At 70.9% G+C, this 24833-nt stretch carries 17 protein-coding genes; 10 read left to right on the plus strand and 7 right to left on the minus strand.

Annotated features, from left to right (window positions below; genetic code table 11):
- Window positions 1-24: 24 nt before the first annotated feature.
- Complete coding sequence (locus QQM39_RS12500; protein WP_301996765.1) at window positions 25-2646, minus strand: glycosyltransferase family 1 protein; 2622 nt, start codon at window positions 2644-2646, stop codon at window positions 25-27.
- A gap of 341 nt (window positions 2647-2987) precedes the next feature.
- Between QQM39_RS12500 and QQM39_RS12505 the strand changes: the two genes are divergently transcribed.
- The 5 genes from QQM39_RS12505 to glgB all read left to right on the plus strand — a co-directional run bounded on the left by QQM39_RS12505 (window position 2988) and on the right by glgB (window position 12418).
- Entirely contained in the window at window positions 2988-4190 is a 1203-nt protein-coding gene (locus tag QQM39_RS12505) for a S8 family peptidase (protein WP_301996766.1), read from the plus strand.
- 229 nt (window positions 4191-4419) lie between these two features.
- Entirely contained in the window at window positions 4420-6531 is a 2112-nt protein-coding gene (locus tag QQM39_RS12510) for an alpha-1,4-glucan--maltose-1-phosphate maltosyltransferase (protein WP_301996767.1), read from the plus strand.
- Complete coding sequence (treS, locus tag QQM39_RS12515) at window positions 6528-8228, plus strand: maltose alpha-D-glucosyltransferase (protein ID WP_301996769.1); 1701 nt, start codon at window positions 6528-6530, stop codon at window positions 8226-8228. Before QQM39_RS12510 ends, treS begins: the two co-directional genes overlap by 4 nt.
- Window positions 8229-8312: 84 nt before the next feature.
- On the plus strand, window positions 8313-9758 hold the full coding sequence (locus tag QQM39_RS12520; RefSeq protein ID WP_301996770.1) for a maltokinase: 1446 nt from the start codon (window positions 8313-8315) through the stop codon (window positions 9756-9758).
- Entirely contained in the window at window positions 9755-12418 is a 2664-nt protein-coding gene (gene glgB / locus QQM39_RS12525) for a 1,4-alpha-glucan branching enzyme (protein WP_301996771.1), read from the plus strand. Before QQM39_RS12520 ends, glgB begins: the two co-directional genes overlap by 4 nt.
- A 114-nt stretch (window positions 12419-12532) precedes the next feature.
- Here glgB and QQM39_RS12530 read toward each other — a convergent pair whose 3' ends face one another.
- The 4 genes from QQM39_RS12530 to QQM39_RS12545 form a co-directional block, all read right to left on the minus strand.
- On the minus strand, window positions 12533-14773 hold the full coding sequence (locus QQM39_RS12530) for a UvrD-helicase domain-containing protein (RefSeq protein WP_301996773.1): 2241 nt from the start codon (window positions 14771-14773) through the stop codon (window positions 12533-12535).
- A 187-nt stretch (window positions 14774-14960) separates the two neighbouring features.
- Window positions 14961-15293 carry a thioredoxin gene (gene trxA, locus QQM39_RS12535; RefSeq protein WP_301996774.1) on the minus strand — a complete coding sequence of 111 codons (333 nt, stop codon included), beginning with the start codon at window positions 15291-15293 and terminating at the stop codon, window positions 14961-14963.
- A complete protein-coding gene (locus tag QQM39_RS12540; protein ID WP_301996775.1) occupies window positions 15290-15676 on the minus strand; it encodes a MerR family transcriptional regulator in 387 nt (128 codons plus the stop codon). The genes trxA and QQM39_RS12540 overlap by 4 nt, the downstream gene beginning before the upstream one ends.
- A 29-nt stretch (window positions 15677-15705) precedes the next feature.
- Window positions 15706-16224, minus strand: coding sequence for an Lrp/AsnC family transcriptional regulator (locus tag QQM39_RS12545; protein WP_301996776.1), 519 nt, complete (start codon window positions 16222-16224; stop codon window positions 15706-15708).
- A gap of 45 nt (window positions 16225-16269) precedes the next feature.
- Between QQM39_RS12545 and QQM39_RS12550 the strand changes: the two genes are divergently transcribed.
- Window positions 16270-17181 carry an NAD-dependent epimerase/dehydratase family protein gene (locus QQM39_RS12550; protein ID WP_301996777.1) on the plus strand — a complete coding sequence of 304 codons (912 nt, stop codon included), beginning with the start codon at window positions 16270-16272 and terminating at the stop codon, window positions 17179-17181.
- Between the two features lie 532 nt (window positions 17182-17713).
- On the opposite strand, the gene QQM39_RS12555 is transcribed toward QQM39_RS12550, so the two are convergent.
- Window positions 17714-19102, minus strand: a complete 1389-nt coding sequence (locus tag QQM39_RS12555) for a cation:dicarboxylase symporter family transporter (protein WP_301996778.1) — start codon at window positions 19100-19102, stop codon at window positions 17714-17716.
- 298 nt (window positions 19103-19400) lie between these two features.
- Between QQM39_RS12555 and QQM39_RS12560 the strand changes: the two genes are divergently transcribed.
- From QQM39_RS12560 to QQM39_RS12575, 4 genes are all read left to right on the plus strand, one after another.
- On the plus strand, window positions 19401-20678 hold the full coding sequence (locus tag QQM39_RS12560) for an NAD(P)/FAD-dependent oxidoreductase (RefSeq protein WP_302003563.1): 1278 nt from the start codon (window positions 19401-19403) through the stop codon (window positions 20676-20678).
- A 30-nt stretch (window positions 20679-20708) separates the two neighbouring features.
- Window positions 20709-21605, plus strand: coding sequence for an RNA polymerase sigma-70 factor (locus tag QQM39_RS12565; protein ID WP_301996779.1), 897 nt, complete (start codon window positions 20709-20711; stop codon window positions 21603-21605).
- A 180-nt stretch (window positions 21606-21785) separates the two neighbouring features.
- A complete protein-coding gene (locus QQM39_RS12570) occupies window positions 21786-23552 on the plus strand; it encodes a sensor histidine kinase (protein ID WP_301996780.1) in 1767 nt (588 codons plus the stop codon).
- Window positions 23549-24247, plus strand: coding sequence for a response regulator (locus QQM39_RS12575; protein WP_301996781.1), 699 nt, complete (start codon window positions 23549-23551; stop codon window positions 24245-24247). Before QQM39_RS12570 ends, QQM39_RS12575 begins: the two co-directional genes overlap by 4 nt.
- 1 nt (window position 24248) lies before the next feature.
- Here the strand turns inward: QQM39_RS12575 and QQM39_RS12580 are convergent, their stop codons facing one another.
- On the minus strand, window positions 24249-24809 hold the full coding sequence (locus QQM39_RS12580; RefSeq protein WP_301996783.1) for a hypothetical protein: 561 nt from the start codon (window positions 24807-24809) through the stop codon (window positions 24249-24251).
- Window positions 24810-24833 lie beyond the last annotated feature (24 nt).

The following is a 24833-nucleotide window of genomic DNA, read 5'->3' on the forward strand; positions in this document are numbered from 1 at the left end:
AGCGTCACCAGCCTTTATGAGCCGTCACCGCAACAAAACCCCCGCCCCCTCCCCCACATCCTCCGAAGGCACCGCCACCAACCCCAACTCCGCGCCGGACGCCAGCAACCGATGAGCCGGAAGGACCCGGACCGTATAGCCGTACGGCCCCGTCCGGTCCAGCGACAGCGGCCCCTCGTACACCCACCGCCCCTCCGCGTCCGGACTCCCCGCCGACTTCAGCGGCACCGTCGACGCGTCCGCGATGCGGTCCTCGGAGTCCACCCGCCCCGAAACCGCCTGGACCTCGACGTCGTCCGGCCCGAGGTCGCCCAGGCCCACCCGCACCCGGAGACCGAGCGTCGAGCCGAGTTCCGCGGTGGGGGTCAAGGCGGACGTCTCCACGTGGTCGACCGTGACGCCGTGCCAGGCGGAGCGGACCCGCGCCTTCCAGCCCGCCAGCTCGCGCGCCGTGTCCGGTGTCATCGCGCGGTGGGCGTGGGCGGCCGGGGTGTAGAGGCGCTCGACGTATTCGCGGACCATCCTGCCCGCCAGGACCTTCGGGCCGAGCAGCGTCAGGGTCTGGCGGACCATCTCGATCCAGCGGTCCGGCAGGCCGCCCCGGCCGCGCTCGTAGAAGCGGGGCGTGACGCGTTGTTCCAGCAGGTCGTACAGCGCCGCCGCCTCTATGGCGTCGCGGTGGTCCGGGTCCGTGCCGGTGCCGTCCGCGGTGGGGACGGCCCAGCCGAAGTCCGGCTGGAACCACTCGTCCCACCAGCCGTCCAGCACTGACAGGTTCAGACACCCGTTGAGCGCCGCCTTCATCCCGCTGGTCCCACAGGCCTCCAACGGCCTCAGCGGGTTGTTCAGCCAGATGTCGCAGCCCGGGTACAGCTTCTGCGCCATCGCCATGCCGTAGTCCGGGAGGAAGACGATCCGATGCCGCACCCGCGGATCGTCCGCGAACCTCACCAGTTCCTGGATCAGGCGCTTTCCGCCGTCGTCCGCCGGGTGCGCCTTGCCCGCCACCACGATCTGGATCGGCCGCTCCGGGTGCAGGAGAAGGTCCATCAGGCGGTCGCGGTCGCGCAGCATCAGCGTGAGGCGTTTGTACGACGGGACCCGGCGCGCGAATCCGATCGTCAGGACGTCGGGGTCCAGGACGCCGTCGATCCAGCCCAACTCGGCCGTTCCCGCGCCGCGTTGCCGCCAGGAGGTGCGCAGGCGGGACCGTACCTCCGTCACCAGCTGCGCGCGCAGGTTGCGGCGCAGCTCCCAGATGTCCTGGTCCGGGATCTCCGCGACCGCGTCCCAGCGGTCCGAGCCGCCGACGGTCATCGCGTCCTCGGTGCGCCGGCCGCCGATCTGGCGGGCGCCGAGGCGGAAGACCTCGGGCGCGACCCAGGTCGGGGCGTGGACGCCGTTGGTGACCGAGGTGATGGGGACCTCGTCGGGGTCGAATCCCGGCCACAGTCCCGAGAACATCTCGCGGCTGACGTTGCCGTGGAGCAGGGAGACGCCGTTCGCCCGCTGGCCCAGGCGCAGGCCCATCACGGCCATGTTGAAGAGGTTGGGTTCGCCGCCGGGGTAGGTCTCCATGCCGAGCTGGAGGATGCGCTCGACATCGATGCTCGGGAGTTCGGCGTCGGGACCGAAGTGGTGGGCGACCAGCTCGCGGTCGAAGCGGTCGATGCCGGCCGGGACGGGGGTGTGGGTGGTGAAGACCGTGCCGGCGCGGACCGCCTCCAGGGCCGCGTCGAAGTCCAGGCCGTCGTCGTCGCAGAGTTCGGCGATGCGCTCCAGGCCCAGGAAGCCGGCGTGGCCCTCGTTGGTGTGGAAGACCTCGGGTTCGGGGTGGCCGGTCAGGCGGCAGTACGTCCGGACCGCCCGTACTCCCCCTATGCCCAGCAGCATCTCCTGCAGCAGACGGTGCTCGCTGCCGCCGCCGTACAGGCGGTCGGTCACGCCGCGTTCGCCGAGGTCGTTCTCCTCGACGTCCGAGTCGAGCATCAGCAGGGGGACGCGGCCGACCTGGGCGAGCCAGACGCGGGCGTGCAGCTGCCTGCTGCCGGGCAGGGCGAGGGAGACCTGGGCGGGGGTGCCGTCGGGCTCCTTCAGGAGGGCCACCGGCAGCTCGTTGGGGTCCAGGACCGGATAGTGCTCCTGCTGCCAGCCGTCCCGGGACAGGGTCTGCCGGAAGTAGCCGTGCCGGTACAGCAGCCCGACCCCGATGAGGGGTACGCCGAGGTCGCTGGCCGCCTTGAGGTGGTCGCCGGCGAGGATGCCGAGGCCGCCGGAGTACTGGGGCAGGGCGGCCGTGATGCCGAACTCGGGCGAGAAGTAGGCGACGGCGGCGGGGAGTTCGGCGGACTCGCCCTGGTACCAGCGCTCGCCCGTGACGTAGTCGTCGAGGTCAGCGGCGACCGCGGTCAGCCGGCGCAGGAAGTCGTGGTCCTGGGCCAGCTCCGCGAGCCGCCCGGGCGACACGCTGCCCAGCAGCCGTACGGGGTCGTTGCCCGAGGCGGCCCAGCACTCGGGGTCCACGGACTGGAAGAGATCGCGGGTCTCGGCATGCCAGGACCAGCGCAGATTGCGGGCCAGATCGCTCAGCGGCCGGAGGGCTTCGGGGAGGACTGGACGGACGGTGAATCGACGGATCGCCTTCACGGTTCCACCTCGGGCAGCGCGTGGCAGGGGACGCACGGCGGTGTGCGTCCCGTCATCGCCCCCGACGGTATCGGTATGCGGGGCTTCGTAACCACCGTGCCTTTTTGTGGCTGTCGGTGGCCGGTCACGGCTGTCAAGCGGGGGTGAAAGAGCACGTCCGTCCGAAAAGCGCCGCAACCTTTACGCATCCCCCCTAGCCGGTATGGCCGATTCCGCCCCCGTAGGCGTCCTTGTGGCGACTTCTCACGTCACGAGAGGCTGACGGTGGCGTACCGGTCCAGGTCGGGTGCACCCGGCGAACGAGGGCCGCCCTGCGCCGAGTTGAGGAGGGGACTCACACCATGGCACGGACGCGCATACGGCGTCTGCGCTGGGCCGGTGGCCTGACCGCGGTGACCTGTGTCGCCGCGCTTTCGGCCACCACCATGCCCGCGCACGCCGCACCGGAGGGGCAGATACTCGGCGCCGGGGACCCCGGCTCCGTCAGCGGCAGTTACCTGGTGACACTCAAGGGGGGAACGAAGGCTCCCTCGGCGGCCGGAAAGAGCCTCGCCGAGAAGTACGGGGCGAAAATAAGCCACACCTACGACACGGTCCTCAACGGCTATGCCGTCCAGGCCAACGAGAGACAAGCCAAGCGGCTCGCAGCCGACTCCCGCGTCGCGTCGGTCGTCCAGGACACCCGCGTCACGCCGGCCCACACCCAGAAGAACCCGCCGTCCTGGGGGCTCGACCGCATCGACCAGCGCAACCTGCCGCTGGACAAGAGCTACACCTGGCCCGAGTCCGCGGGCGCCGGAGTGACCGTGTACGTGATCGACACCGGCATTCGCATCTCGCACAAGGACTTCGGCGGCCGGGCGAGCTACGGCTGGGACTTCGTCGGCAACGACCGGACCGCGAGCGACGGCAACGGCCACGGCACCCATGTCGCCGGCACCGTCGCGGGCAAGCAGTACGGGGTCGCCAAGAAGGCCAAGGTCGTCGCCGTACGCGTGCTCGACAATGACGGCGGTGGCACCACGGCCCAGGTCATCGCGGGCATCGACTGGGTGACCAAGCACGCGAAGAAGCCCGCGGTCGCCAACGTCAGCCTCGGCGGCTACCGCAACACGCAGCTCGACGCCGCCGTACGCAACTCCATCGCGTCCGGCGTCACCTACACGGTCGCGGCGGGCAACGACGGGCTGCCGGCCGGCCTGTACTCCCCCGCGGCGGTGCGGGAGGCCGTCACCGTGGGCGCCACCGACAAGAAGGACGCGCGGGCCGACTTCTCCAACTTCGGCTCGGTACTGGACCTGTTCGCCCCGGGCGTCTCGATCACCTCCGCGTCGTACGCGAGCGACACCGGCAAGGCGACCTTCTCCGGTACGTCGATGGCCTCGCCGCACGCGGCGGGCGTGGCCGCGCTCTATCTGGCCGACCACCCGAAGGCCGGGCCCGCACAGGTGTCCAAGGCGTTGGTGGCGCAGGCGGTGTCCGGCAAGGTCTCCGGCAGGGGGCTCGGTTCACCGAACAAACTCCTGCAAGTGCCGGGCTCGTAGCGTCTGTTGTCGGCCAACCGCGAACACCGGCCCCGTTCCCCGAGGAACGGGGCCGGTCTTGTGTGTAGACATACGCGTGAGTAGTTAACAAAGTGCCGGATTGCGTACCCGAATAGGGTGGGAAGGCTCCTCCGGTACACCGCAGCTTTGCGCCCCCGGGCGCGCCCCACGCAGGACCCACCTCCCCACAGCCATCCGCCCACCCAAGTTGACGCGGACAGGAGCGGTCATGCCCGCCATGCACCACCAGTCGTCCTCACCCCCGACGTCCAGCACCGACGCACCCCCCGAGCCCCGCGCCGTCACCGCCGACCCCGGACCGCCGGCTCCGGAGCGACCCTCCGCGAGCGACACGGCCGGCGGCGTGGGGCGCATACCAGTCCTCGATGTCCGGCCGATCGTCCAGCACGGGCGCAGGCCCGCGAAGGCGGTGACCGGCGAGACCTTCGAGATCTCGGCCACCGTGTTCCGCGAGGGCCATGACGCCGTGGCCGCCAATGTCGTGCTGACCGACCCGGACGGCCGTCCGGGCCCGTGGACGCCGATGCGTGAACTGGCCCCGGGCACCGACCGCTGGGGCGCCACCGTCACCGCCGGCGAGCCCGGCCACTGGACCTACCGGGTCGAGGCCTGGGGCGATCCGGTCACGACCTGGCGGCACCACGCCCAGATCAAGATTCCGGCCGGCATGGACACCGACCTGGTCCTGGAGGAGGGCGCGCGGCTGTACGAGCGTGCGGCCGCCGACGTGCCCGAGGCCGAGGGACAGCCGGTGATCCTCGCGGCCGTCGAGGCCCTGCGGGACGAGAGCCGCCCGGCCGCCTGGCGGTTGGCGGCGGCGTTGACGCCCGAGGTGGATGCGGTGTTGGGGCGGTACCCGCTGCGGGATCTGGTCACCGCGTCGGATCCGCTGCCGCTGCTGGTGGAACGGGAACGGGCCCTGTACGGCTCCTGGTACGAGTTCTTCCCCCGCTCCGAAGGCACCCCGCAGCAGCCCCACGGCACCTTCCGCACCGCCGCGCGCCGGCTCCCGGCGATCGCCGCGATGGGCTTCGACGTCGTCTACCTCCCGCCCGTCCACCCGATCGGCACCACCTTCCGCAAGGGCCCCGACAACACCCTCTCCGCCGGCCCCGACGACGTCGGCGTGCCCTGGGCGATCGGCTCGCCCGAGGGCGGCCACGACGCCGTCCACCCCGACCTGGGCACCATCGAGGACTTCGACCACTTCGTGGCCCAGGCCGGTGAGCTGGGCCTGGAGATCGCCCTGGACTTCGCCCTGCAGTGCTCCCCCGACCACCCCTGGGTACACAAGCACCCCGAGTGGTTCCACCACCGCCCGGACGGCACGATCGCCTACGCGGAGAACCCGCCGAAGAAGTACCAGGACATCTACCCCCTCGCCTTCGACGCGGACATGGACGGCCTGATCGCCGAGACCCTGCGCGTGCTGCGGCACTGGATGGCCCACGGGGTGCGGATCTTCCGCGTGGACAACCCCCACACCAAACCGGTCGTGTTCTGGCAGAAGGTCATCGCCGACATCAACCGCACCGACCCGGACGTGATCTTCCTGGCCGAGGCGTTCACCCGCCCGGCGATGATGCACACCCTGGCCCAGATCGGCTTCCAGCAGTCCTACACCTACTTCACCTGGCGCAACACCAAGCAGGAACTCACCGAGTACCTCACCGAACTGACCGGCGAAGCAGCCGCCTACATGCGGCCGAACTTCTTCGCCAACACCCCCGACATCCTCCACGCCTACCTCCAGCACGGCGCACGCCCCGCCTTCGAGGTCCGCGCCGTCCTGGCCGCCACCCTCTCCCCCACCTGGGGCATCTACAGCGGCTACGAACTGTGCGAGAACACCCCCCTGCGCGACGGCAGCGAGGAATACCTCCACTCGGAGAAGTACCAGCTCCGCCCCCGCGACTGGGAAACCGCCGAACGCGAAGGCCGCACCATCACCCCCCTGATCACCCAGCTCAACGCCATCCGGCGGGCCAATCCGGCCCTGCGGCAATTGCGCGACCTCCACTTCCATCACGCGGACCAGGAAGCGGTGATCGCGTACTCGAAGCGCAGCGGTTCGAACACGGTTCTGGTGGTCGCCAACCTCGATCCTCACCACACCCAGGAGGCCACGGTCTCGTTGGACATGCCGCAACTCGGCCTGGACTGGCACGAGTCGGTGCCGGTGCGCGACGAGCTCACCGGCGAGACCTATCACTGGGGCAGGGCGAACTACGTGCGTCTCGAACCGGGCACTCGTCCCGCGCACATCCTCACCGTCCTGCGACCGTCCACCCCGCAGATCGGAGGGTCACCCACAAAATGATCGTCAACGAGCCCGTTCAGGACACCTTCGAGGACACGCCTGCCAAGGATCGTGACCCGGATTGGTTCAAGCGCGCCGTCTTCTACGAGGTCCTGGTCCGCTCCTTCCAGGACAGCAACGGCGACGGCGTCGGCGACCTCAAAGGACTGACCGCCAAACTCGACTACCTGCAATGGCTCGGCGTCGACTGCCTGTGGCTGCCGCCCTTCTTCAAATCACCGCTCAGGGACGGCGGCTACGACGTCTCCGACTACACCTCCGTGCTGCCCGAGTTCGGTGACCTCGCCGATTTCGTGGACTTCGTGGACTCCGCCCACCAGCGGGGCATGCGGGTCATCATCGACTTCGTCATGAACCACACCAGCGACCAGCACCCGTGGTTCCAGGAGTCGAGGAAGGACCCCGACGGCCCCTATGGCGACTACTACATGTGGGCCGACGACGACAAGCAGTACGCCGACGCCCGCATCATCTTCGTCGACACCGAGGCCTCCAACTGGACCTTCGACCCGGTCCGCAAGCAGTACTTCTTCCACCGCTTCTTCTCCCACCAGCCGGACCTCAACTACGAGAACCCGGCCGTGCAGGAGGAGATCCTCTCCGCGCTGAAGTTCTGGCTGGACCTGGGAATCGACGGATTCCGGCTCGATGCCGTGCCCTATCTGTACGCGGAGGAAGGCACGAACTGCGAGAACCTTCCCGCGACGCATGAGTTCCTCAGGCGGGTACGGAAGGAGATCGACGCCCACTACCCCGACACGGTGCTGCTGGCGGAAGCGAACCAATGGCCTGAAGACGTCGTCGACTATTTCGGCGACTACGCCAGCGGTGGCGACGAATGCCACATGGCCTTCCACTTCCCCGTCATGCCGCGCATCTTCATGGCCGTACGGCGGGAATCCCGCTACCCCGTCTCGGAAATCCTCGCCAAGACCCCCGCCATCCCCTCCGGCTGCCAGTGGGGCATCTTCCTGCGCAACCACGACGAGCTGACCCTGGAAATGGTCACCGACGAAGAGCGCGACTACATGTACGCGGAGTACGCCAAGGACCCGCGGATGCGCGCCAACATCGGCATCCGGCGCCGACTGGCCCCCCTGCTCGACAACGACCGCAACCAGATCGAGCTGTTCACCGCCCTGCTGCTGTCGCTGCCCGGCTCGCCGATCCTGTACTACGGCGACGAGATCGGCATGGGCGACAACATCTGGCTCGGCGACCGCGACGCCGTCCGCACGCCGATGCAGTGGACCCCGGACCGCAACGCGGGCTTCTCGTCGAGCGACCCGGGGCGGCTGTTCCTGCCCACGATCATGGACCCGGTCTACGGCTACCAGGTGACGAACGTCGAGGCCTCCATGGCCTCCCCGTCCTCGCTGCTGCACTGGACCCGCCGCATGATCGAGATCCGCAAGCAGAACACGGCCTTCGGACTCGGCTCCTACACCGAACTCCAGTCGTCGAATCCGGCCGTGATCGCCTTCCTGCGCGAATACGAGGACGATCTCGTCCTCTGCGTGAACAACTTCTCGCGGTTCGCACAGCCCACCGAGCTCGACCTGCGCGAGTTCAGCGGACGCCACCCGGTGGAGCTGTTCGGCGGGGTGCGCTTCCCGGCCATCGGTGAGCTGCCGTACTTGCTGACCCTCGGGGGCCACGGCTTCTACTGGTTCCGGCTCCGCAAGGACGCCGCCTGACAGCCCGGCGGGGCGGTTTCTCCCGCCCCGCCCGGGGCACGCATCAGTAACACCCCGACCGGCCCGGGGAAAGGACGTGACGCCATGTCGAAAGCCGTCACCCGCACCCTTACCACCCCTCCCAGCCTCCTCGCGTCGCTGGACCCACTCCTGCGGGAGTGGCTGCCACGGCAGCGATGGTTCGCCGGCAAGGGGCGTCCGGTCACCGGGTTCTCGCTGGTGGCGGCCACCGAGCTGCTGCCGCCCGGCGGCAAGCTGGGCCTGTACCACCTGCTGGTGCGCGCCCATCAGCCGCTCGCGCCCCTGACGGGCGCCCCCGAGCAGCCCGCGGACTGCTACCAGCTCCTCATAGGAGAGCGCGAGGCGTTGCCGCCGCGGCTCGCGCCCGCGCTGATCGGACACGTGGCCGAGGGCCCGCTCGCCGGACGTACGGTGTACGACGCCCTGTACGACACCCGCCCCACCGAGCTGCTCCTGGAGGCGCTGCGCACCGGGGCCCGGATCGGCGGACTGCGTTTCGAGCGGGACGAAAGCCAGGAGATCCGGTCCGGCCTGGTGCCGCGCCTGGTCACCTCCGAGCAGTCGAACTCGTCCGTCGTATACGGCGATACGTTCATCCTGAAGCTGTTGCGCCGCATCGTGCCCGGCGTCAATCCCGACCTGGAGCTGCCGCTGGCGCTGGCCCGCGAGAGCTGCGACCGGGTGCCCGCGCCGACGGCGTGGATCCGGGCGGAACTGTCCGGCGACTCATACGTCCTCGGCGTGCTCCAGCCCTTCGTGCAGGGCGCGGCGGACGGCTGGGAGCTGGCGCTGCGCGAACTGGCCAAGGGCGAGGACTTCGCCGCCGCGGCACGGGCACTCGGGCGCGCCACGGCCGAGGTACACATGGCGCTGGCCCGCACGCTGCCGACCGTGACCCTGGGGCGCGCGCAGGTGCAGCAGCTGGTCGACGGCATGGTCGAGCGGCTGGACGAGGCCGCCCAGGCGGTGCCCGCGCTGCGGCCGTACGCGCCCGGTCTGCGTTCCGCCTTCGCGGCGCTGGCCGACCTGGCCGCCGAGGGCTGCACCTGGACCGCCCAGCGCATCCACGGCGACCTGCACCTCGGGCAGTGCCTGCGCTCGCCCGCGGGGCAGTGGTGGCTGATCGACTTCGAGGGCGAGCCGTCGAAGCCGCTGGCCGAACGGCGGATGCCGCAGCCGCCGGTGCGGGACGTCGCGGGGATGCTGCGCTCCTTCGACTACGCCGCCCACTCGGCCGACCCTCCGGTACCGGGCTGGGCCGACGCCTGCCGGGCCGCGTACTGCTCCGGGTACGCGCAGGTCAGCGGCGCCGATCCGCGGACCGATCCGGTGCTGCTGCGCGCGTACGAGACCGACAAGGCGATCTACGAGGTCGTCTACGAGGCCCGCCACCGCCCCGACTGGCTCCCCGTACCGCTGTCCGCGATACGCCGCCTCGCCGCGGACTCCGCAGCCCCGTCCCCCTCCACGCCCCCATCCCCACCTTCGCCTAGGAGGCCCCGCCCGTGACCCCCCGCACCACTCCCTCCACCGGTTCGGATCCGAAGAAGACGGCCGAACAGCCGGCTGAGCAGACGAACGTCGCGAAGAAGGCGACGACGAAGACGGTGAAGGCCGCCGAGAAGGCCGCGGAGGCCATGAAGAAGGGGACAGCGAAAAAGGCGACGCCGAAGGCCGACGCGGCGAAGAAGACCGCCGCGGAGAAGACGGCCGCGAAGAAGACAGCTGCGAAGAAGGCCCCCGCGAAGAAGGCTGCCGCCAAGAAGGCCGTCGCGAAGAAGGCCGTGGCCAAGAAGGCGGCCGCGAAGACCACCACCGCGAAGAGCACGACGACGCCGAAGAGCACGGCCGCGTCGAAGAGCACGGCCCCGAAGAAGGCCGCCGCCAAGAAGATCCCCGCGCAGAAGGCGGCGGCACCCAAGAAGATCCCCGCTCAGAAGGCCGCTCCCGTCGAGCCGTCGGCGCCCGTGGACGTCGCCGTCTCCCCCGCCCTCGATGCCGCCGACCACGACCGCCTCCTCACCGGCACCCACCACGACCCGCACTCCGTCCTCGGCGTGCATCCCGTGCCCGGCGGTGTCGCCTTCCGGGCCTTCCGGCCGTACGCCCTGTCGGTCACCGTCGTCGCGGGCAGCCTGCGGGCCGAGCTGCACGACGACGGGGAGGGGTTCTTCTCGGGACTGCTGCCGCTGCGGGACGTACCGGAGGACTACCGGCTCCTCGTGGCGTACGAGGGGTCGGTTCAGGAGACCGAGGACGCGTACGGCTTCCTGCCCGCGCTGGGCGAACTCGACCTGCATCTGATCGGCGAGGGACGGCACGAGGAGCTGTGGCGGGCGCTCGGCGCCGAGCCGATGACGCACCAGGGCGTGACCGGCACCCGGTTCACGGTGTGGGCGCCGAACGCACGCGGCGTGTCCCTGGCCGGCACCTTCAACTTCTGGGACGGCACGGGGTACCCGATGCGCTCGCTCGGCGGCTCCGGCGTCTGGGAGCTGTTCGTGCCCGGCATCGGCGAGGGCGAGCTGTACAAGTTCGAGATCACCCGGCCCGACGGCTCGAAGACACTGCGCGCCGACCCGCTGGCCCGCCGTACGCAGGCCCCGCCCGACACGTCGTCCATCGTGCACGCCTCGCAGCACGAGTGGGGTGACGCGGAGTGGCTGGCGCGGCGCGGGCAGATCCCGACGCATGAGGCGCCGTTCTCGGTGTACGAGGTCCATCTGGCGTCCTGGCGCCCAGGACTGACGTATCGTCAGCTCGCCGAGCAGCTCCCCGCCTACGTCAAGGACCTGGGCTTCACGCACGTCGAGCTCATGCCGGTCGCCGAGCACCCCTTCGGCGGCTCCTGGGGCTACCAGGTCACCGGCCTCTACGCGCCCACGGCCCGCCTCGGCACGCCGGACGACTTCAAGTTCCTGGTCGACGCCCTGCACCAGGCCGGGATCGGCGTGCTGATGGACTGGGTGCCGGCGCACTTCCCGCGCGACGACTGGGCGCTGGCCGAGTTCGACGGGCGTCCGCTCTACGAGCACGAGGACCCCCTGCGCTCCGCGCACCCCGACTGGGGCACGCTGGAGTTCGACTACGGACGTACCGAGGTGCGCAACTTCCTGGTCGCCAACGCCACGTACTGGTGCGAGGAGTTCCACATCGACGGGCTCCGGGTGGACGCCGTCGCCTCCATGCTCTACCTGGACTACTCACGCGAGCCGGGCCAGTGGGTGCCGAACGAGCACGGGGGCCGGGAGAACCTGGACGCGGTGGCGTTCCTCCAGGAGATGAACGCGACCCTGTACCGGCGGGTGCCGGGGGTCGTGACGATCGCGGAGGAGTCCACGGCCTGGGACGGCGTGACCCGCCCGACGCATGTGGCGGGGCCGGGCGGCTTCGGAGGCCTGGGCTTCGGGCTGAAGTGGAACATGGGCTGGATGCACGACTCGCTGGAGTACATGGCCAAGGAGCCGATCCACCGCAAGTACCACCACAACGAGATGACGTTCTCGATGGTGTACGCCTACAGCGAGAACTACGTCCTGCCCATCTCCCACGACGAGGTGGTGCACGGCAAGCGGTCGCTGGTGTCGAAGATGCCGGGCGACTGGTGGCAGCAGCGCGCCAACCACCGCGCGTATCTGGGCTTCATGTGGGCGCATCCCGGCAAGCAACTGATCTTCATGGGACAGGAGTTCGCCCAGGGCGCGGAGTGGTCGGAGGCGCACGGCCCGGACTGGTGGCTGCTGGACCCGGCGTACGGGGCGGAGCCCGACCATCGCGGGGTGCGGGACCTGGTCCGCGACCTGAACACGGTCTACCGCCACACCCCGGCCCTCTGGCAGCGGGACACCGACCCGTCCGGCTTCCAGTGGGTGGTCGGGGACGCGGCCGACGACAACGTGTTCGCGTTCCTGCGCTACGACGCCGAGGGCGCTCCGCTGCTGGCGGTGTCGAACCTGTCGCCGGTCGTCCGGCACGACTACCGCCTCGGGGTCCCGGACGACGTCCCGGCCTGGCACGAGTCGCTGAACACCGACGCGGCGAAGTACGGCGGCAGCGACGTCGTCAACCCCGACCCGCTCAAGCCGGAAGCCCAGCCGTGGCACGGCCGCGCGGCGAGCATCCGGCTGACGTTGCCACCGCTGGCGACGGTGTGGCTGCGCCCGGCCTAGTTTTCGCCTCCTCAAACGCCGGAGGGGCTGGATCTTTCAGCCCCTCCGGCGTTTGAGGACGAGGCCCGTTCAGGGCCGAAGCGGGGGTCTGGGGGCGGCAGCCCCCAGAGACGCTCAGCTCAGCGGCAGCGCCTTGTCGGCCAAGCCCCGCGGCAGCGACCCCGTGTGCAGCACCCCCAGCCGCTGCGTCGCCCGTGTCAGCGCCACGTACAGGTCGCTCGTGCCGTACAGCCCGGGCTCCACCACCAGCACGGAGTCGAACTCCAGCCCCTTCGCCTGGCGCGGATCGAGGAGTACGACCGCCCGCGTCAGGTCGGGTTCCGCGCCCGCCGTCACGCCGTCCAGCCGCGCGGCCAGCGACCGGTGCAGATCGCGCGGGGCGATGACCGCCAGCCGCCCCTCCTCCGGGGTCAGTTCCGCGACCGCCTTGGCCACGGCGCCGGGGAGGTCGTCGGTGGCGCGGATCCACGGCCGTACCCCTGTCGAGCGCACCGAACTCGGGGGCTCGAACTCGGGGTTCTCGGCGCGGACCACCGCCGCGGCCAGCTCCATGATCTCGGCCGGCGTGCGGTAGTTGACGCCGAGGCGGGTGTGGTCCCAGCGGTCCTCGACGTACGGCTCCAGGATCCCGGCCCAGGAGCCGACACCGGCCGCCTCGGCCGTCTGGGCCGGGTCGCCGACCAGCGTCATCGAGCGGGTCGGACTGCGCCGCATGAGCAGCCGCCACGCCATCGGCGACAGCTCCTGCGCCTCGTCCACGATGATGTGCCCGAACGCCCAGGTGCGGTCGGCCGCCGCACGCTCGGCGGCGCTGCGGTGGTCGTCCTCCTCCTGGCGTTCGGCGAAGCGCTCGGCGTCGATGATGTCGTGGGCCGACAGCACCTCGGAGCCGTCGGGATCGCTGTCTTCCTTGTCCTCGAACTCGTACGTCCGGGAGGCGTACGACACGTCCAGCACGCCCTGCGCGTAGGCGATCTGGGTCTCCCGCTCGCGCTCGGCACGCGCCCGCGCGACCCGGTCGTCCTCGCCGAGCAGTTCGGCCGCCTCGTCCAGCAGCGGCACGTCCGCGACCGTCCACGCCCGCGTCACCGGGCGGCGGATGGCGGCGGCGTCCTCGTCGCGGACGTATCCCTCGGGGTCGGCGAGGAAGTCCGCGACCAGCCGCTGCGGGGTGAGCACCGGCCACAACTGGTCGATGGCGGACCAGACTTCGGGGTTCTCGGCGAGTTCGTCGCGGATCTGGGTGATGTCGCTCGGGTCGAGGAGGTTGCCGCCGTCGTACGGGTCCGTGCCGATGCGCTCGGCGACCATGTCCGTGAGCGTGTTGAGGATGTAGCCCTCGAAGTGCTCGCGCGCCCCGTTGTGCGGGAGCTTCGCGGCCCGCGTCCGCTCGCGCGCCACGTTCACCAGGTCGTCGTCGAGCATCAGGACCTCGCGGTCGTGCTCGATCGCGATCACCGGGTCGGGCAGCAGTTGCCGGTCGCGTACGACGGCGGCGAGCACGTCGGCCATCTCCGCCCGCCCCTTCACGGCGGCCGCCTGCGGCGTGTCCGTCGCGGTCGCCTTCACGCCGGGGAACAGCTCGCCGACCGTGGCCAGCAGGACGCCGGTCTCGCCGAGCGAGGGCAGGACCTCGCCGATGTAGCCGAGGAAGGCGGGGTTGGGGCCGACGATCAGAACGGCGCGCTTGGCGAGCAGTTCGCGGTGCTCGTAGAGGAGATAGGCGGCGCGGTGCAGGGCGACCGCCGTCTTGCCCGTGCCGGGGCCGCCCTCGACGACGAGCACTCCGCGGTGCGGTGCCCGGATGATCTCGTCCTGCTCGGCCTGGATGGTCTGCACGATGTCGCTCATCCGGCCCGTGCGCGCGGAGTTGAGCGCGGCGAGCAGGACCGCGTCGCCGGTCGGGTCCTCGTGGCCGGTCCGCTCCTGGTCCCCCAGGTCGAGGATCTCGTCGTGCAGGGCGGTGACCGTACGGCCGCTGGTGGTGATGTGCCGCCTGCGCCTGATGCCCATCGGGGTGTGGCCGGTGGCCAGGTAGAAGGGGCGGGCGACGTCGGCCCGCCAGTCGATCAGGATCGGCGTGCGCTCGGCGTCGTCGGTGCGCAGGCCGATGCGGCCGATGTGGTGGTGGACGCCCGAGGCGAGGTCGATCCGGCCGAAGCAGAGCGAACCGTCCACCGCGTTCAGCGCGGCGAGCAGCCCCGAGCGCTCGGCGACGAGGATGTCCCGCTCCAGCCGGGCCTGCATGGGCGTGTTGCCCTGGGCGAGCGCGTCCCCCACGGAGACCTCGGTGTCGCCGCGCAGCGCGTCCACGCGCACGTACAGGGAGTCGATGAATTCCTGCTCGCGTCGCATTTCACCGTCTTGCAATTCGGTGTTTGACAATTCTGCTCCCGCCCGGATATAGTGTGCTCACTGGACTTCACCGCAACTTCGTCGGGCCCAATCCGACTTGAAGTCGCGAACCATTGAATATACGCAAAGAAATCCCCCGGGCGCAATTGCCCGGGGGATTTCTTCGTATCCGAGTATCCGAAGTGGGTCACAGCACGTCGGCGAGCTCCTCCAGGAGCCTGCGCTTGGGCCGCGCGCCCACCATCGACTTCACGGGCTCGCCGCCCCGGAACACCATCAGCGTCGGCGTCGACAGCACGCCGTACGCGATCGTGGTGTTCGGATTGCGGTCCACGTCCAGCTGGACGATCCTCAGCCGCTCGCCCTCCTCGCCGGCGATGGCGCTCAGGACCGGCGCGAGCTGGCGGCACGGGCCGCACCACTCGGCCGTGAACTGCACCAGCACCGGCAGGTCGGAGCCGATCACCTCCGCTTCGAAGTCCTCGTCCGTCACCTCTGCCACGCCCGCCGCCTTGATCACAGCTCCTGCCCTCCCAGTTCGCACAACGGTGGTTCCCCCTCGGCGAGTGCGAGCCGCAGCCCGATCTTGGCGCGCACGGTCTGCAACTCCCCGATCAGCGCGTCGAGCTCGTCCAGCTTGCGCCGGTAGACCGCGAGCGAGGCGGAGCACGTGTCGCCCTCCGGGTGCCCGGCCCGCAGACACTCCACGAACGGCCGCGTCTCCTCCAGGTCGAACCCGAAGTCCTGCAGCGTCCGGATCTGCCGAAGCAGCTTCAGGTCGCTCTCGTCGTATGTCCGGTACCCGTTGCCGCTGCGCCGCGCGGGCAGCAGCCCCCGCGACTCGTAGTAGCGCAACGTGCGCGTCGTGGTCCCGGCCCGTGCGGCCAGCTCGCCGATTCGCATGCGTACGAACGTAATCCTTGACGCCGACGTCAGGGCAACCGCGGCAGGAGCGGCTTTCCGCGCACCGGGGAGGACAGCACGATCGATGTCGTCGTACGGCCCAGCGCCGAGGTCTGTTCGAGGACCTCCTCCAGGTGGACGGTGTCCTCGACGGCGACCTTGAGGACCCAGCAGTCCTCGCCGACGACGTGGTGGACCTCGATGATCTCCGGGCGGTCGAGCAGTTCCAGGGTGCGGGGGTGTTTGAGGGTGTAGCCGCCGTGCGGGTTGACGCGGATGAAGGCCTGGATGCCGTAGCCGAGCCGGGCGGGGGCGACCTGGGCGCCGTACCCGGTGATCGCGCCCGCCGCCTCCAGTCGCCGTACGCGCTCGGTGACGGCCGCCGGGCTGAGCCGTACGCGGCGGCCCAGCTCGCTCAGCTTGATCCGGCCGTCCGTCTGGAGCAGTTCGAGGATCTGCCGGTCCAGGGCGTCGAAGGCCACCGGTGTTTCGCTGGTGGCTGGGCGCAGATACCGTGGTTCTTTCGGCACGGCGGCCTGATCTCCCATGTCTTCCCCTTCAGGACGCGGTGTATGGCCCGGAGAATTATGGTCATGCGAAAGGCACGAGAGGTACTGGTCATCGGCGGCAACCGCTATTTCGGCAAGCGGCTGATCGCGCGACTGCTGGCGGCCGGGGACCGGGTGACGGTTCTCAATCGCGGATCGTCGGCGCCCCCGTCGGGCGCGGTCCACCTTGTCGCCGACCGGAACGACGAGAAGTCCCTGACGGCGGCGCTGGGTTCACGGACGTTCGACGCCGTGGTCGACCAGGTCTGCTACACGCCGCGGCAGGCGGAGATCGCCCGCCGGGTCCTCGCCGGCCGTACCCGTCGTTACGTGCTGACATCGACGGTGGAGGTGTACGAGTACGAGGACTCGATCGCCCCCGTGCGCGAGACGGACGTGGATCCGCTGGACGTGACCGTCGACCTCGAACTGCCCTGGGACGACCCGGAGTTCCTCGACGCCCACTACGGCGAGGGCAAGCGGCAGGCGGAGGCCGTCTTCGCCGCCGGCCCCGACCTGCCGTACGCGGCGGTGCGCGTCGCCCATGTGCTGGGCGGGGACGACGACTTCACGGGCCGTATGACGTACTACGCGGACCGCATCCGCACCGGCACGCCGATCGCCGTGCCCGTGGTGAACCAGCCGGCGACGTACATCCATGTCGAGGAGATCGCCGACTTCCTGTTCTGGGCGGTGGGCCAGGACTTCACGGGGCCGGTCAACGCCGCCTCGCACGGCCTGCTGACCACCGGCGACCTGTGCGACGCGATCGCCGCCCACATCCCGGACGGCAAGCCCGTCTTCCGGCACGTCGAGGTCGGCGAGGTCTCGCCGCTCTCCTTCACCCGCGCCTACGGCATGGACAACTCCCGTGCCGCACGCCTGGGTTTCCCCTTCACACCCGCCCGGCAGTGGCTCCCGAAGGCCGTCGCCGAGACTCTCGGAACGACCGGCTGACATGGGCCACCGCGCCGACAGGCGTGCCCTGAACGCGGGGGTGGCGCTGCTGGGCACGGCGAGCAGCGGGCCGGGTGCCGAGTGACGCGGCCGCCCCGGCTCGGCCGTGTGCGCGCCTGTGCGTCGGCCGGGCACCGGGACCGCAGCTCGGCCGCAGACCGAGCGGAGCGTTCCCGTGGACATCACCCCGGCGGGGCGGGCCATGCTCTTGTGGTCACGCCCCGTGGACGGCTGGGGTCGGAAACCACGCCGGCCGTGAGGCGCACGGCCCCGGTGGCCAGGGAACGCAAGCTTCCGGTAACGCCGTCAGGCGCACGGCAGTTGCCGTGCGCCTGTGGTGGGGCCGGGGTGGAGAGATTGCGACCGGGCGGCTGAGAGACGGGGGAGCATCCCAGCCGCCCGGAGTATGACGGCCGGACGCCCGGCCCCGGTTCAGGAGGGGCCGGACGTCCGGAGCGAGGAGGGGCGGAAGGTGCCGAGGGGCGTCGGGGCGGCGAGCCCCGAGTCGTCCCCGGCTCGCCCGGCGCAGCGCCTACGCCTTGGCGAGTTCCTTCTCGTCGCCCCGTTCCGACGCCTCGGCAGCCGGGGCGCCGTGGCCGTCGTCCTGGAGGGTCGCCTCGTCGAACGGGAGCTGACCGGCGAGCACCTGGTCGACGCGCCCGCGGTCGATCTCCTTGGTCCAGGTGCCGATCAGGACGGTGGCCACGGCGTTGCCCGCGAAGTTCGTCAGGGCGCGGGCCTCACTCATGAAGCGGTCGATGCCGACGATGAGGCCGATGCCGTCCACCAGGGCGGGCTTGTGCGACTGGAGGCCACCCGCCAGCGTGGCCAGACCCGCACCGGTGACACCGGCGGCGCCCTTGGAGGCGACCAGCAGGAAGAGCAGCAGCGGGATCTGCTCGCCGATCGACATCGGCGTACCCATGGCGTCGGCGATGAACAGGGACGCCATGGTCATGTAGATCATGGTGCCGTCGAGGTTGAAGGAGTAGCCGGTCGGGACGGTGATGCCGACCACCGGCTTGCTGACACCCAGGTGCTCCATCTTCGCGATGAGGCGCGGCAGCGCGGACTCGGAGGAGGAGGTGGACAGGATCAGCAGGAACTCGCGGCCCAGGTACTTGAACAGCGTGAAGATGTTGAGGCCGGCGACGATGCGCAGCAGCGCGCCGAGCACGAGGAAGACGAAGAGGAAACAGGTGACGTAGAAGCCGACCATCAGGATGGCGAGCTGCTTGAGCGCGTCGACGCCGGCGGACCCGGTGACGGCGGCGATGGCGCCGAAGGCACCGATGGGGGCGGCCCACATCACCATGGCCAGGATGCGGAAGACGAGCCGCTGGATGTGCTGCACGCCGCGCAGGATCGGCTCCCCCGCCGAGCCCATGGCCTGGAGCGCGAAACCGACGAGCAGGGCGACGAGCAGGGTCTGCAGGACCGTTTCCGAGGTGAAGGCGGAGACCATCGTGGTCGGGATGAGGCTGAGCAGGAACTCGGTAGTGTCCTTGGCCTCCGCGTCGACCTGCTCGTGACCGGCGTCCTTGATGGCGTCGGTGATCTGCAGACCCGTGCCCGGCTCCAGGATGTTGCCGACGACGAGCCCGATGCCCAGGGCGACCAGCGACATCGCGAGGAAGTAGCCCATCGCGATACCGCCGACGGCACCGACCTTGGCGGCCTTGCGTACCGAGCCGATGCCGAGGACGATCGTGCAGAAGATGATCGGCGAGATCATCATCTTGATCAGGTTCACGAAGCCCGTTCCGATGGGCTTCAGCTCGACCGCGAAGTCGGGCGCGACCAGGCCCACGGTGATACCGAGAGCCACCGCGATGATCACCGCGATGTAGAGGTAGTGCGTGCGGTCCCGCTTGGCGACGGGTGCGGCAGGTGCCGTATCGGGGGATTTGGCGGCGGCCACGGCTGCCCTCCTTGACGTCTTCGTCGGTATCACCGGCGTGCGGCTCACGTCCGGGGTGGGGGTTCGCTGACGGGGAAGCGCGCCCCGGGGAGCGGGGGTCGTCGTACTCCAGCGATGCGGTGACTATCCCTTGCCGTGTGAGGGCGGTCACCCTTCCGTTCATTGAGTTCACCGCCCGGTTACGTGGCAGCGGTGCAGTGATCTGGGTCACGTCATGTCACAACGAGCGAGGCCCCGGTGTCTTGAGGTCGAACCCCCTGGAACCGGAGGAGGCACCGTGACCGAGAACAGCAACGTCATGACCGAGAACAACAACGTCATCGTGATCGGCGGCGGATACGCGGGCGTCATGGCAGCCAATCGCCTGACCCTGCGCGACGACGTGACCGTGACGCTGATCAACCCGCGCTCGACCTTCGTCCACCGGGTCCGCCTGCACCAGCTGGTGGGCGGGTCCGACGACGCGGTCGTCGACTACCGGGAGGTCCTGGCCGAGGGCGTCCGGCTGGTGGTCGACAGCGTGACGCGGATCGACGCGGCCGAGCGCAGCGTGACGCTGGCGGCCGGCGGCACGGTCGGCTACGACTACCTGGTCTACGCGGTGGGCAGCGGCAGCGCCGACCCGGGCGTGCCCGGAGCGGCCGAGTTCGCCTATCCGATCGCCGGCCTGGAGGAGGCGCAGCGGCTGCGGCCGGTTCTCGACGCCGCGTCCGCGAAGGCGCCGGTGACGGTCGTCGGCGCCGGTCCGACCGGTATCGAGACCGCCGCCGAGCTGGCGGAGGCCGGCCGCAGCGTGACCCTGGTCTGTGGTGGGGTGCTCGGCCCGTATCTGCACCCGCGGGGGCGGCGCTCGGTCGCCAGGCGGCTGGCCGCCCTCGGGGTGACCGTGCTGGAGGGCCCCGACACGGAGGTGACGGCCGTGGCCCGGGACGCCGTACGGCTCGGTGGCGGCCGTACAGTGCCGAGCGAGGTGACCATCTGGACCGCCGGCTTCGGTGTGCCGGACCTGGCGGCGCGCAGCGGGCTGAGCACCGACGCCCTGGGCCGGCTGCTCACCGACGAGACGCTGACCAGCGTGGACGACCCGCACATCGTCGCGGCCGGCGACTCGGCGGCACCGTCGGGTCTGCCGTTGCGGATGAGCTGCCAGGCCGCGATACCGCTGGGCGCGCGGGCCGCCGACACGCTGCTCAGCCGGATCGCGGGTGAGCGGCCCTCGCCCCTCAACCAGTTCTTCGCCGGGCAGTGCATCAGCCTGGGCCGCGGCGCCGGCATCTTCCAGTTCGCCCACCGGTACGACGTCGCGCTGTGGTTCCACATCGACGGCCGCCCCGGCGCGAGGCTCAAGGAGGTCGTCTGCGACAGCATCGTCAAGCATCTGGCCGACGAGTCGCGGCGGCCCGGCTCGTTCCGCTTGCACCGCGTCTCAGGAGGTGCCAAGCGTCAGGAGCTGCTGCGGGCGGGGCATGGCGGGACCCAGGGCACGGCTGCGGGCGGGACCTCGGCCACGGCTGCGGGCGGGACCCCGGCCACGGCTGCGGGCGGGACTCCGGCCACCGTCGAACGCGTGGCCTAGCCCGCGCACGAACAGGGGAGAGACCTGGGCATGAGTGATCACGCCACCGATCCGGCGACCGAGGCCTTCGTCGCCCACCGCAACCTGCTCTTCACCGTCGCCTACGAGATGCTCGGCTCGGCGGCCGACGCCGAGGACGTCCTGCAGGAGACCTGGCTGCGGTGGGTGGAGGTCGACCTGGGGCAGGTGCGCGACCAGCGCGCCTACCTGGTCCGGATCACGACCCGCCAGTCGCTCAACCGGCTGCGCACGATGACCCGCCGCAAGGAGGCGTACGTCGGCCCCTGGCTGCCCGAGCCGCTGCTCACCGCGCCGGACGTGGCCCAGGACGTCGAGCTCGCCGAGAGCGTGTCGATGGCGCTGATGCTCGTCCTCGAGACGCTCTCCCCGACGGAGCGCGCCGTCTTCGTGCTGCGCGAGGTCTTCGACGTCGACTACGACGAGATCGCGGCCGCCGTCGACAAGACCCCCGCGGCCGTCCGCCAGATCGCGCACCGCGCCCGCCGGCACGTCGATGCCCGCCGCCCCCGCGCGCCGGTCTCCGCGAGCGCGACCCGGGCGGCCCTGGAGTCGTTCCAGCGCGCGCTCGCCACCGGGGACCTGCAGGGCTTCCTCGACGTGCTCGCCCCCGACGTCGTCCTGGTCAGCGACGGCGGCGGCGTCAAGCAGGCCGCACCGCGGCCGGTGGTCGGCGCCGACAAGGTGGCCCGCTTCATCGTCGGCGGCACGGGCAAGCTCGACGCCACGCTCACCACCGGCCTCACCGTGGTCAACGGCAGCCCGGCACTCGTCCTGCGCCTGGACGGCGAGATCGACGGCGTCATGGCGATCCGCATGGAGGACGCCCGCATCACCGGCCTCTACTACGTCCGCAACCCCGAGAAGCTGACCCGCGTCGAATCGGAGACCCCGCTCACGCTGCGGTGACGATGCGTACGGCGGGCATCACCGACGATGCGTACGGCGGGCATCACCCTGCGATGAACGCAGCGAGCACCGCCCGGCGAGCACCGCTGTTCACCGGGTGGTGCCGCCCCTCATCCACAGGGGAAAGCGGTCGTCCACAGGGGGGAGCGGTCAAAATCGGCCATGGGGCAGACTGACGGCATGCGCATCTCCGTCCCGAGGCCCCGCAGCCTGGCCGGCCAGCTCTTCGCGATGCAGGCCGTGCTGATAGCGGTGCTCGTCGCCGGGTACGCGGTGTTCACCTACGTCAGCGACCGCGGCCAGGCCGAGGACGCGGCGCGCCGCCAGGCGATGGCGGTGGCCCAGTCGATAGCCGACGCCCCGTCCGTGCGCGACGCGATCCGCACCCCCGACCCGACAGCCGAACTCCAGCCGTACGCGCTGCGCGTCCAGCACCACACCGGCGTCGACTTCGTCACGATCATGAACCCTCAGGGCATCCGCTGGACGCACCCCGACGAGAAGCAGATCGGCCAGCACTTCCGCGGCCACACCGAGGCCGCCCTGCGCGGTGAGCCCTTCACCGAGACGTACACCGGCACGCTGGGCCCGTCCGTCCGCGCGGTCGTGCCGATCTACGACGGTGGTACGGCCCCGAAGGACATCGTCGGGCTGGTCAGCGCGGGCATCAGGGTCGAGGAGATCAGCAAGCGGGTGCAGGAGCAGCTGACGGCCCTGCTCGGCGTGGCGGCGGGCGCGCTCGCGCTGGGCGCGATCGGCACGTACGTCGTCAACGCCCGCCTGCGCCGCCACACCCACGGCATGAACGCGGCCGAGCTGAGCCGGATGCACGACTACCACCAGGCCGCGCTGCACGCGGTGCGCGAGGGGCTGCTGATGCTGGACGGGCAGTACCGGGTGGCGCTGATCAACGACGGCGGGCGGGAGCTGCTCGGGGTGGGCGGCGATGTGGTGGGGCGGTCGGTGGCGGACCTCGGCCTGCCCGCACCGCTGACCGGGGCCCTGCTGGCGTCCGAGCCCAGGGTCGACGAGGTGCACCTGACGGCGCAGCGCGTCCTGGTGGTGAACACCTCCCCCGTGTCGGGCGGCGAGCGGCGCGGAACGGTCGTGACACTGCGGGACGTGACCGAACTCCAGTCCCTGATGGGCGAGTTGGACTCCGAGCGTGGCTTCACCCAGGCGCTGCGCTCCCAGGCGCACGAGGCGGCGAACCGTCTCCACACGGTCGTCTCGCTGATCGAACTCGGACGGGCCGAGGAGGCGGTGGAGTTCGCGACCGCCGAGCTGGAGCTGGCACAGGCACTGACGGACCAGGTCGTCGCGGCGGTCAGCGAGCCGGTGCTGGCGGCACTGCTGCTGGGGAAGACGGCGCAGGCCAACGAGCGGGGCGTCGAACTCGTCGTATCGGAGGACAGCCGACTGGACGACGGCCTGCTGCCGCCCTCGCTGCCGGCCCGGGACCTGGTGACGATCCTCGGCAACCTGATCGACAACGCGGTGGACGCCGCGCAGGGGAGCGTGCGGGGGCGGGTGACGGTGACGGCGTACACGGAGGGTGGGGAGCTGGTGCTGCGGGTGTCGGACACGGGGGCCGGGGTGGACCCCGCGCACGTGGAGGCGGTGTTCGAGCGCGGCTTCTCGACGAAGCCGGCTGGGCCGGGCGGGCGGGGGCTGGGGCTGGCGCTGGTACGGCAGGCGGCGCATCGGCACGACGGGACGCTGTCGGTGGCGGAGGCTGCCGGGGGCGGGGCGGAGTTCGAGGTGCGGATGCCGTTGGGAGAGGGTGCGAAACGCGAGCCCGATGCCGGGGCCGCGCCGGGCGCCGGACTCCCGCCCGGCGCCGAACCCACGCCGGGCGGCGGGCCTTCGCGGCAGGCCGACCCTGTGCGGGGAGCCGACCCCGTGCGGGGCTCCGAGGGCGCGGTGGTTTCGAGAGGTGACATATGACGGCGGCGGCCGAGCAGGCGATTCGCGTCCTGGTCGTGGAGGACGATCCGGTCGCGGCGGACGCGCACGTGATGTACGTCGGCCGGGTGCCGGGGTTCGTCGCGGTCGGCAAGGCGCACACGGGCGCGGAGGCGCGGCGTGCGCTGGAGCGGACGCCGGTGGACCTGCTGTTGCTGGACCTGCACCTGCCGGATGTGCACGGGCTGCAACTGGCACGGTCCCTGCGGGCGGCCGGGCACCACGCGGACGTGATCGCGGTGACGTCGGCACGGGATCTGGCCGTGGTGCGCGAGGGGGTGTCCCTGGGGGTCGTGCAGTACGTACTGAAGCCCTTCACCTTCGCGACGCTGCGCGATCGGCTGGTGCGGTACGCCGAGTTCCACGCGGCGGTCGGGGAGGCGAGCGGCCAGGACGAGGTGGACCGCGCCCTGGCGGCCCTGCGGGCACCGGGCCCTGCGGCACTGCCGAAAGGGCTGAGCGGGCCGACGCTGGAGCGGGTGACCGGGGCGGTGCGGGAGGCCGCTGAGGGGCTCACGGCGGCGGGGGTCGCGGAGGCCGTGGGGATCTCCAGGATCACGGCCCGGCGGTACCTGGAACACCTGGTGGAGGCGGGGAGGGCTGAGCGGAAGCCGGTCTACGGGCAGGTGGGGAGGCCGGAGTTGGTGTATCGGTGGGTGCGCGGCGAACGCCGCTGAGTCACCGCCGCCCGTCGTCCGCCGTACCGAACGGCACCGCGTACCCGACGAAGTACCAGCCCAGCGCCGCCACCGCGGCCGCCTCGCCCACGGACAGGATGACGAGCCCCGGCGAGGTGCCGTCCCCGGCCCAGTACACGACGAGCGCGCTCAGCGGTACGACGCAGAAGGCGAGCAGATCGACCACGAGCTGCACGACCTTCCGGGACACCCTCCTGGTGTCCCCGCGGTGGAAGTCCTCCCACCCGAAGGCGCCTTCCGCGCCCGCGAGTCGAGCGAGCCGAGGCCCCAGCTCGCCCCGCACATACCTCCCGATCTCCGAGATCTTCTCGTCGTTCACCAGATACGTCCACCCGAGCACGACACACACCGGCGGCAACGCGAGCAGCATCGACGGCTGCTTGGCCTGCGCCGCCGCGGCGATGACGGCGGCGACGACCGCGAGGGTGACGTACAGCAGGTTGTCCCGGAACCCGATCCGCGCCTTCTGCTCGTCCTTCACGCTCTGGTACTCGGTGAGCAGCAGCTGCCCTGCGGTCACGTCCCGCTCCGCCCCGTCCATCGCCATCCCCTTCCCCGGCTCCCC

Source organism: Streptomyces sp. DT2A-34 (assembly GCF_030499515.1).
In the GTDB taxonomy this organism is placed as follows: Bacteria; Actinomycetota; Actinomycetes; order Streptomycetales; family Streptomycetaceae; genus Streptomyces.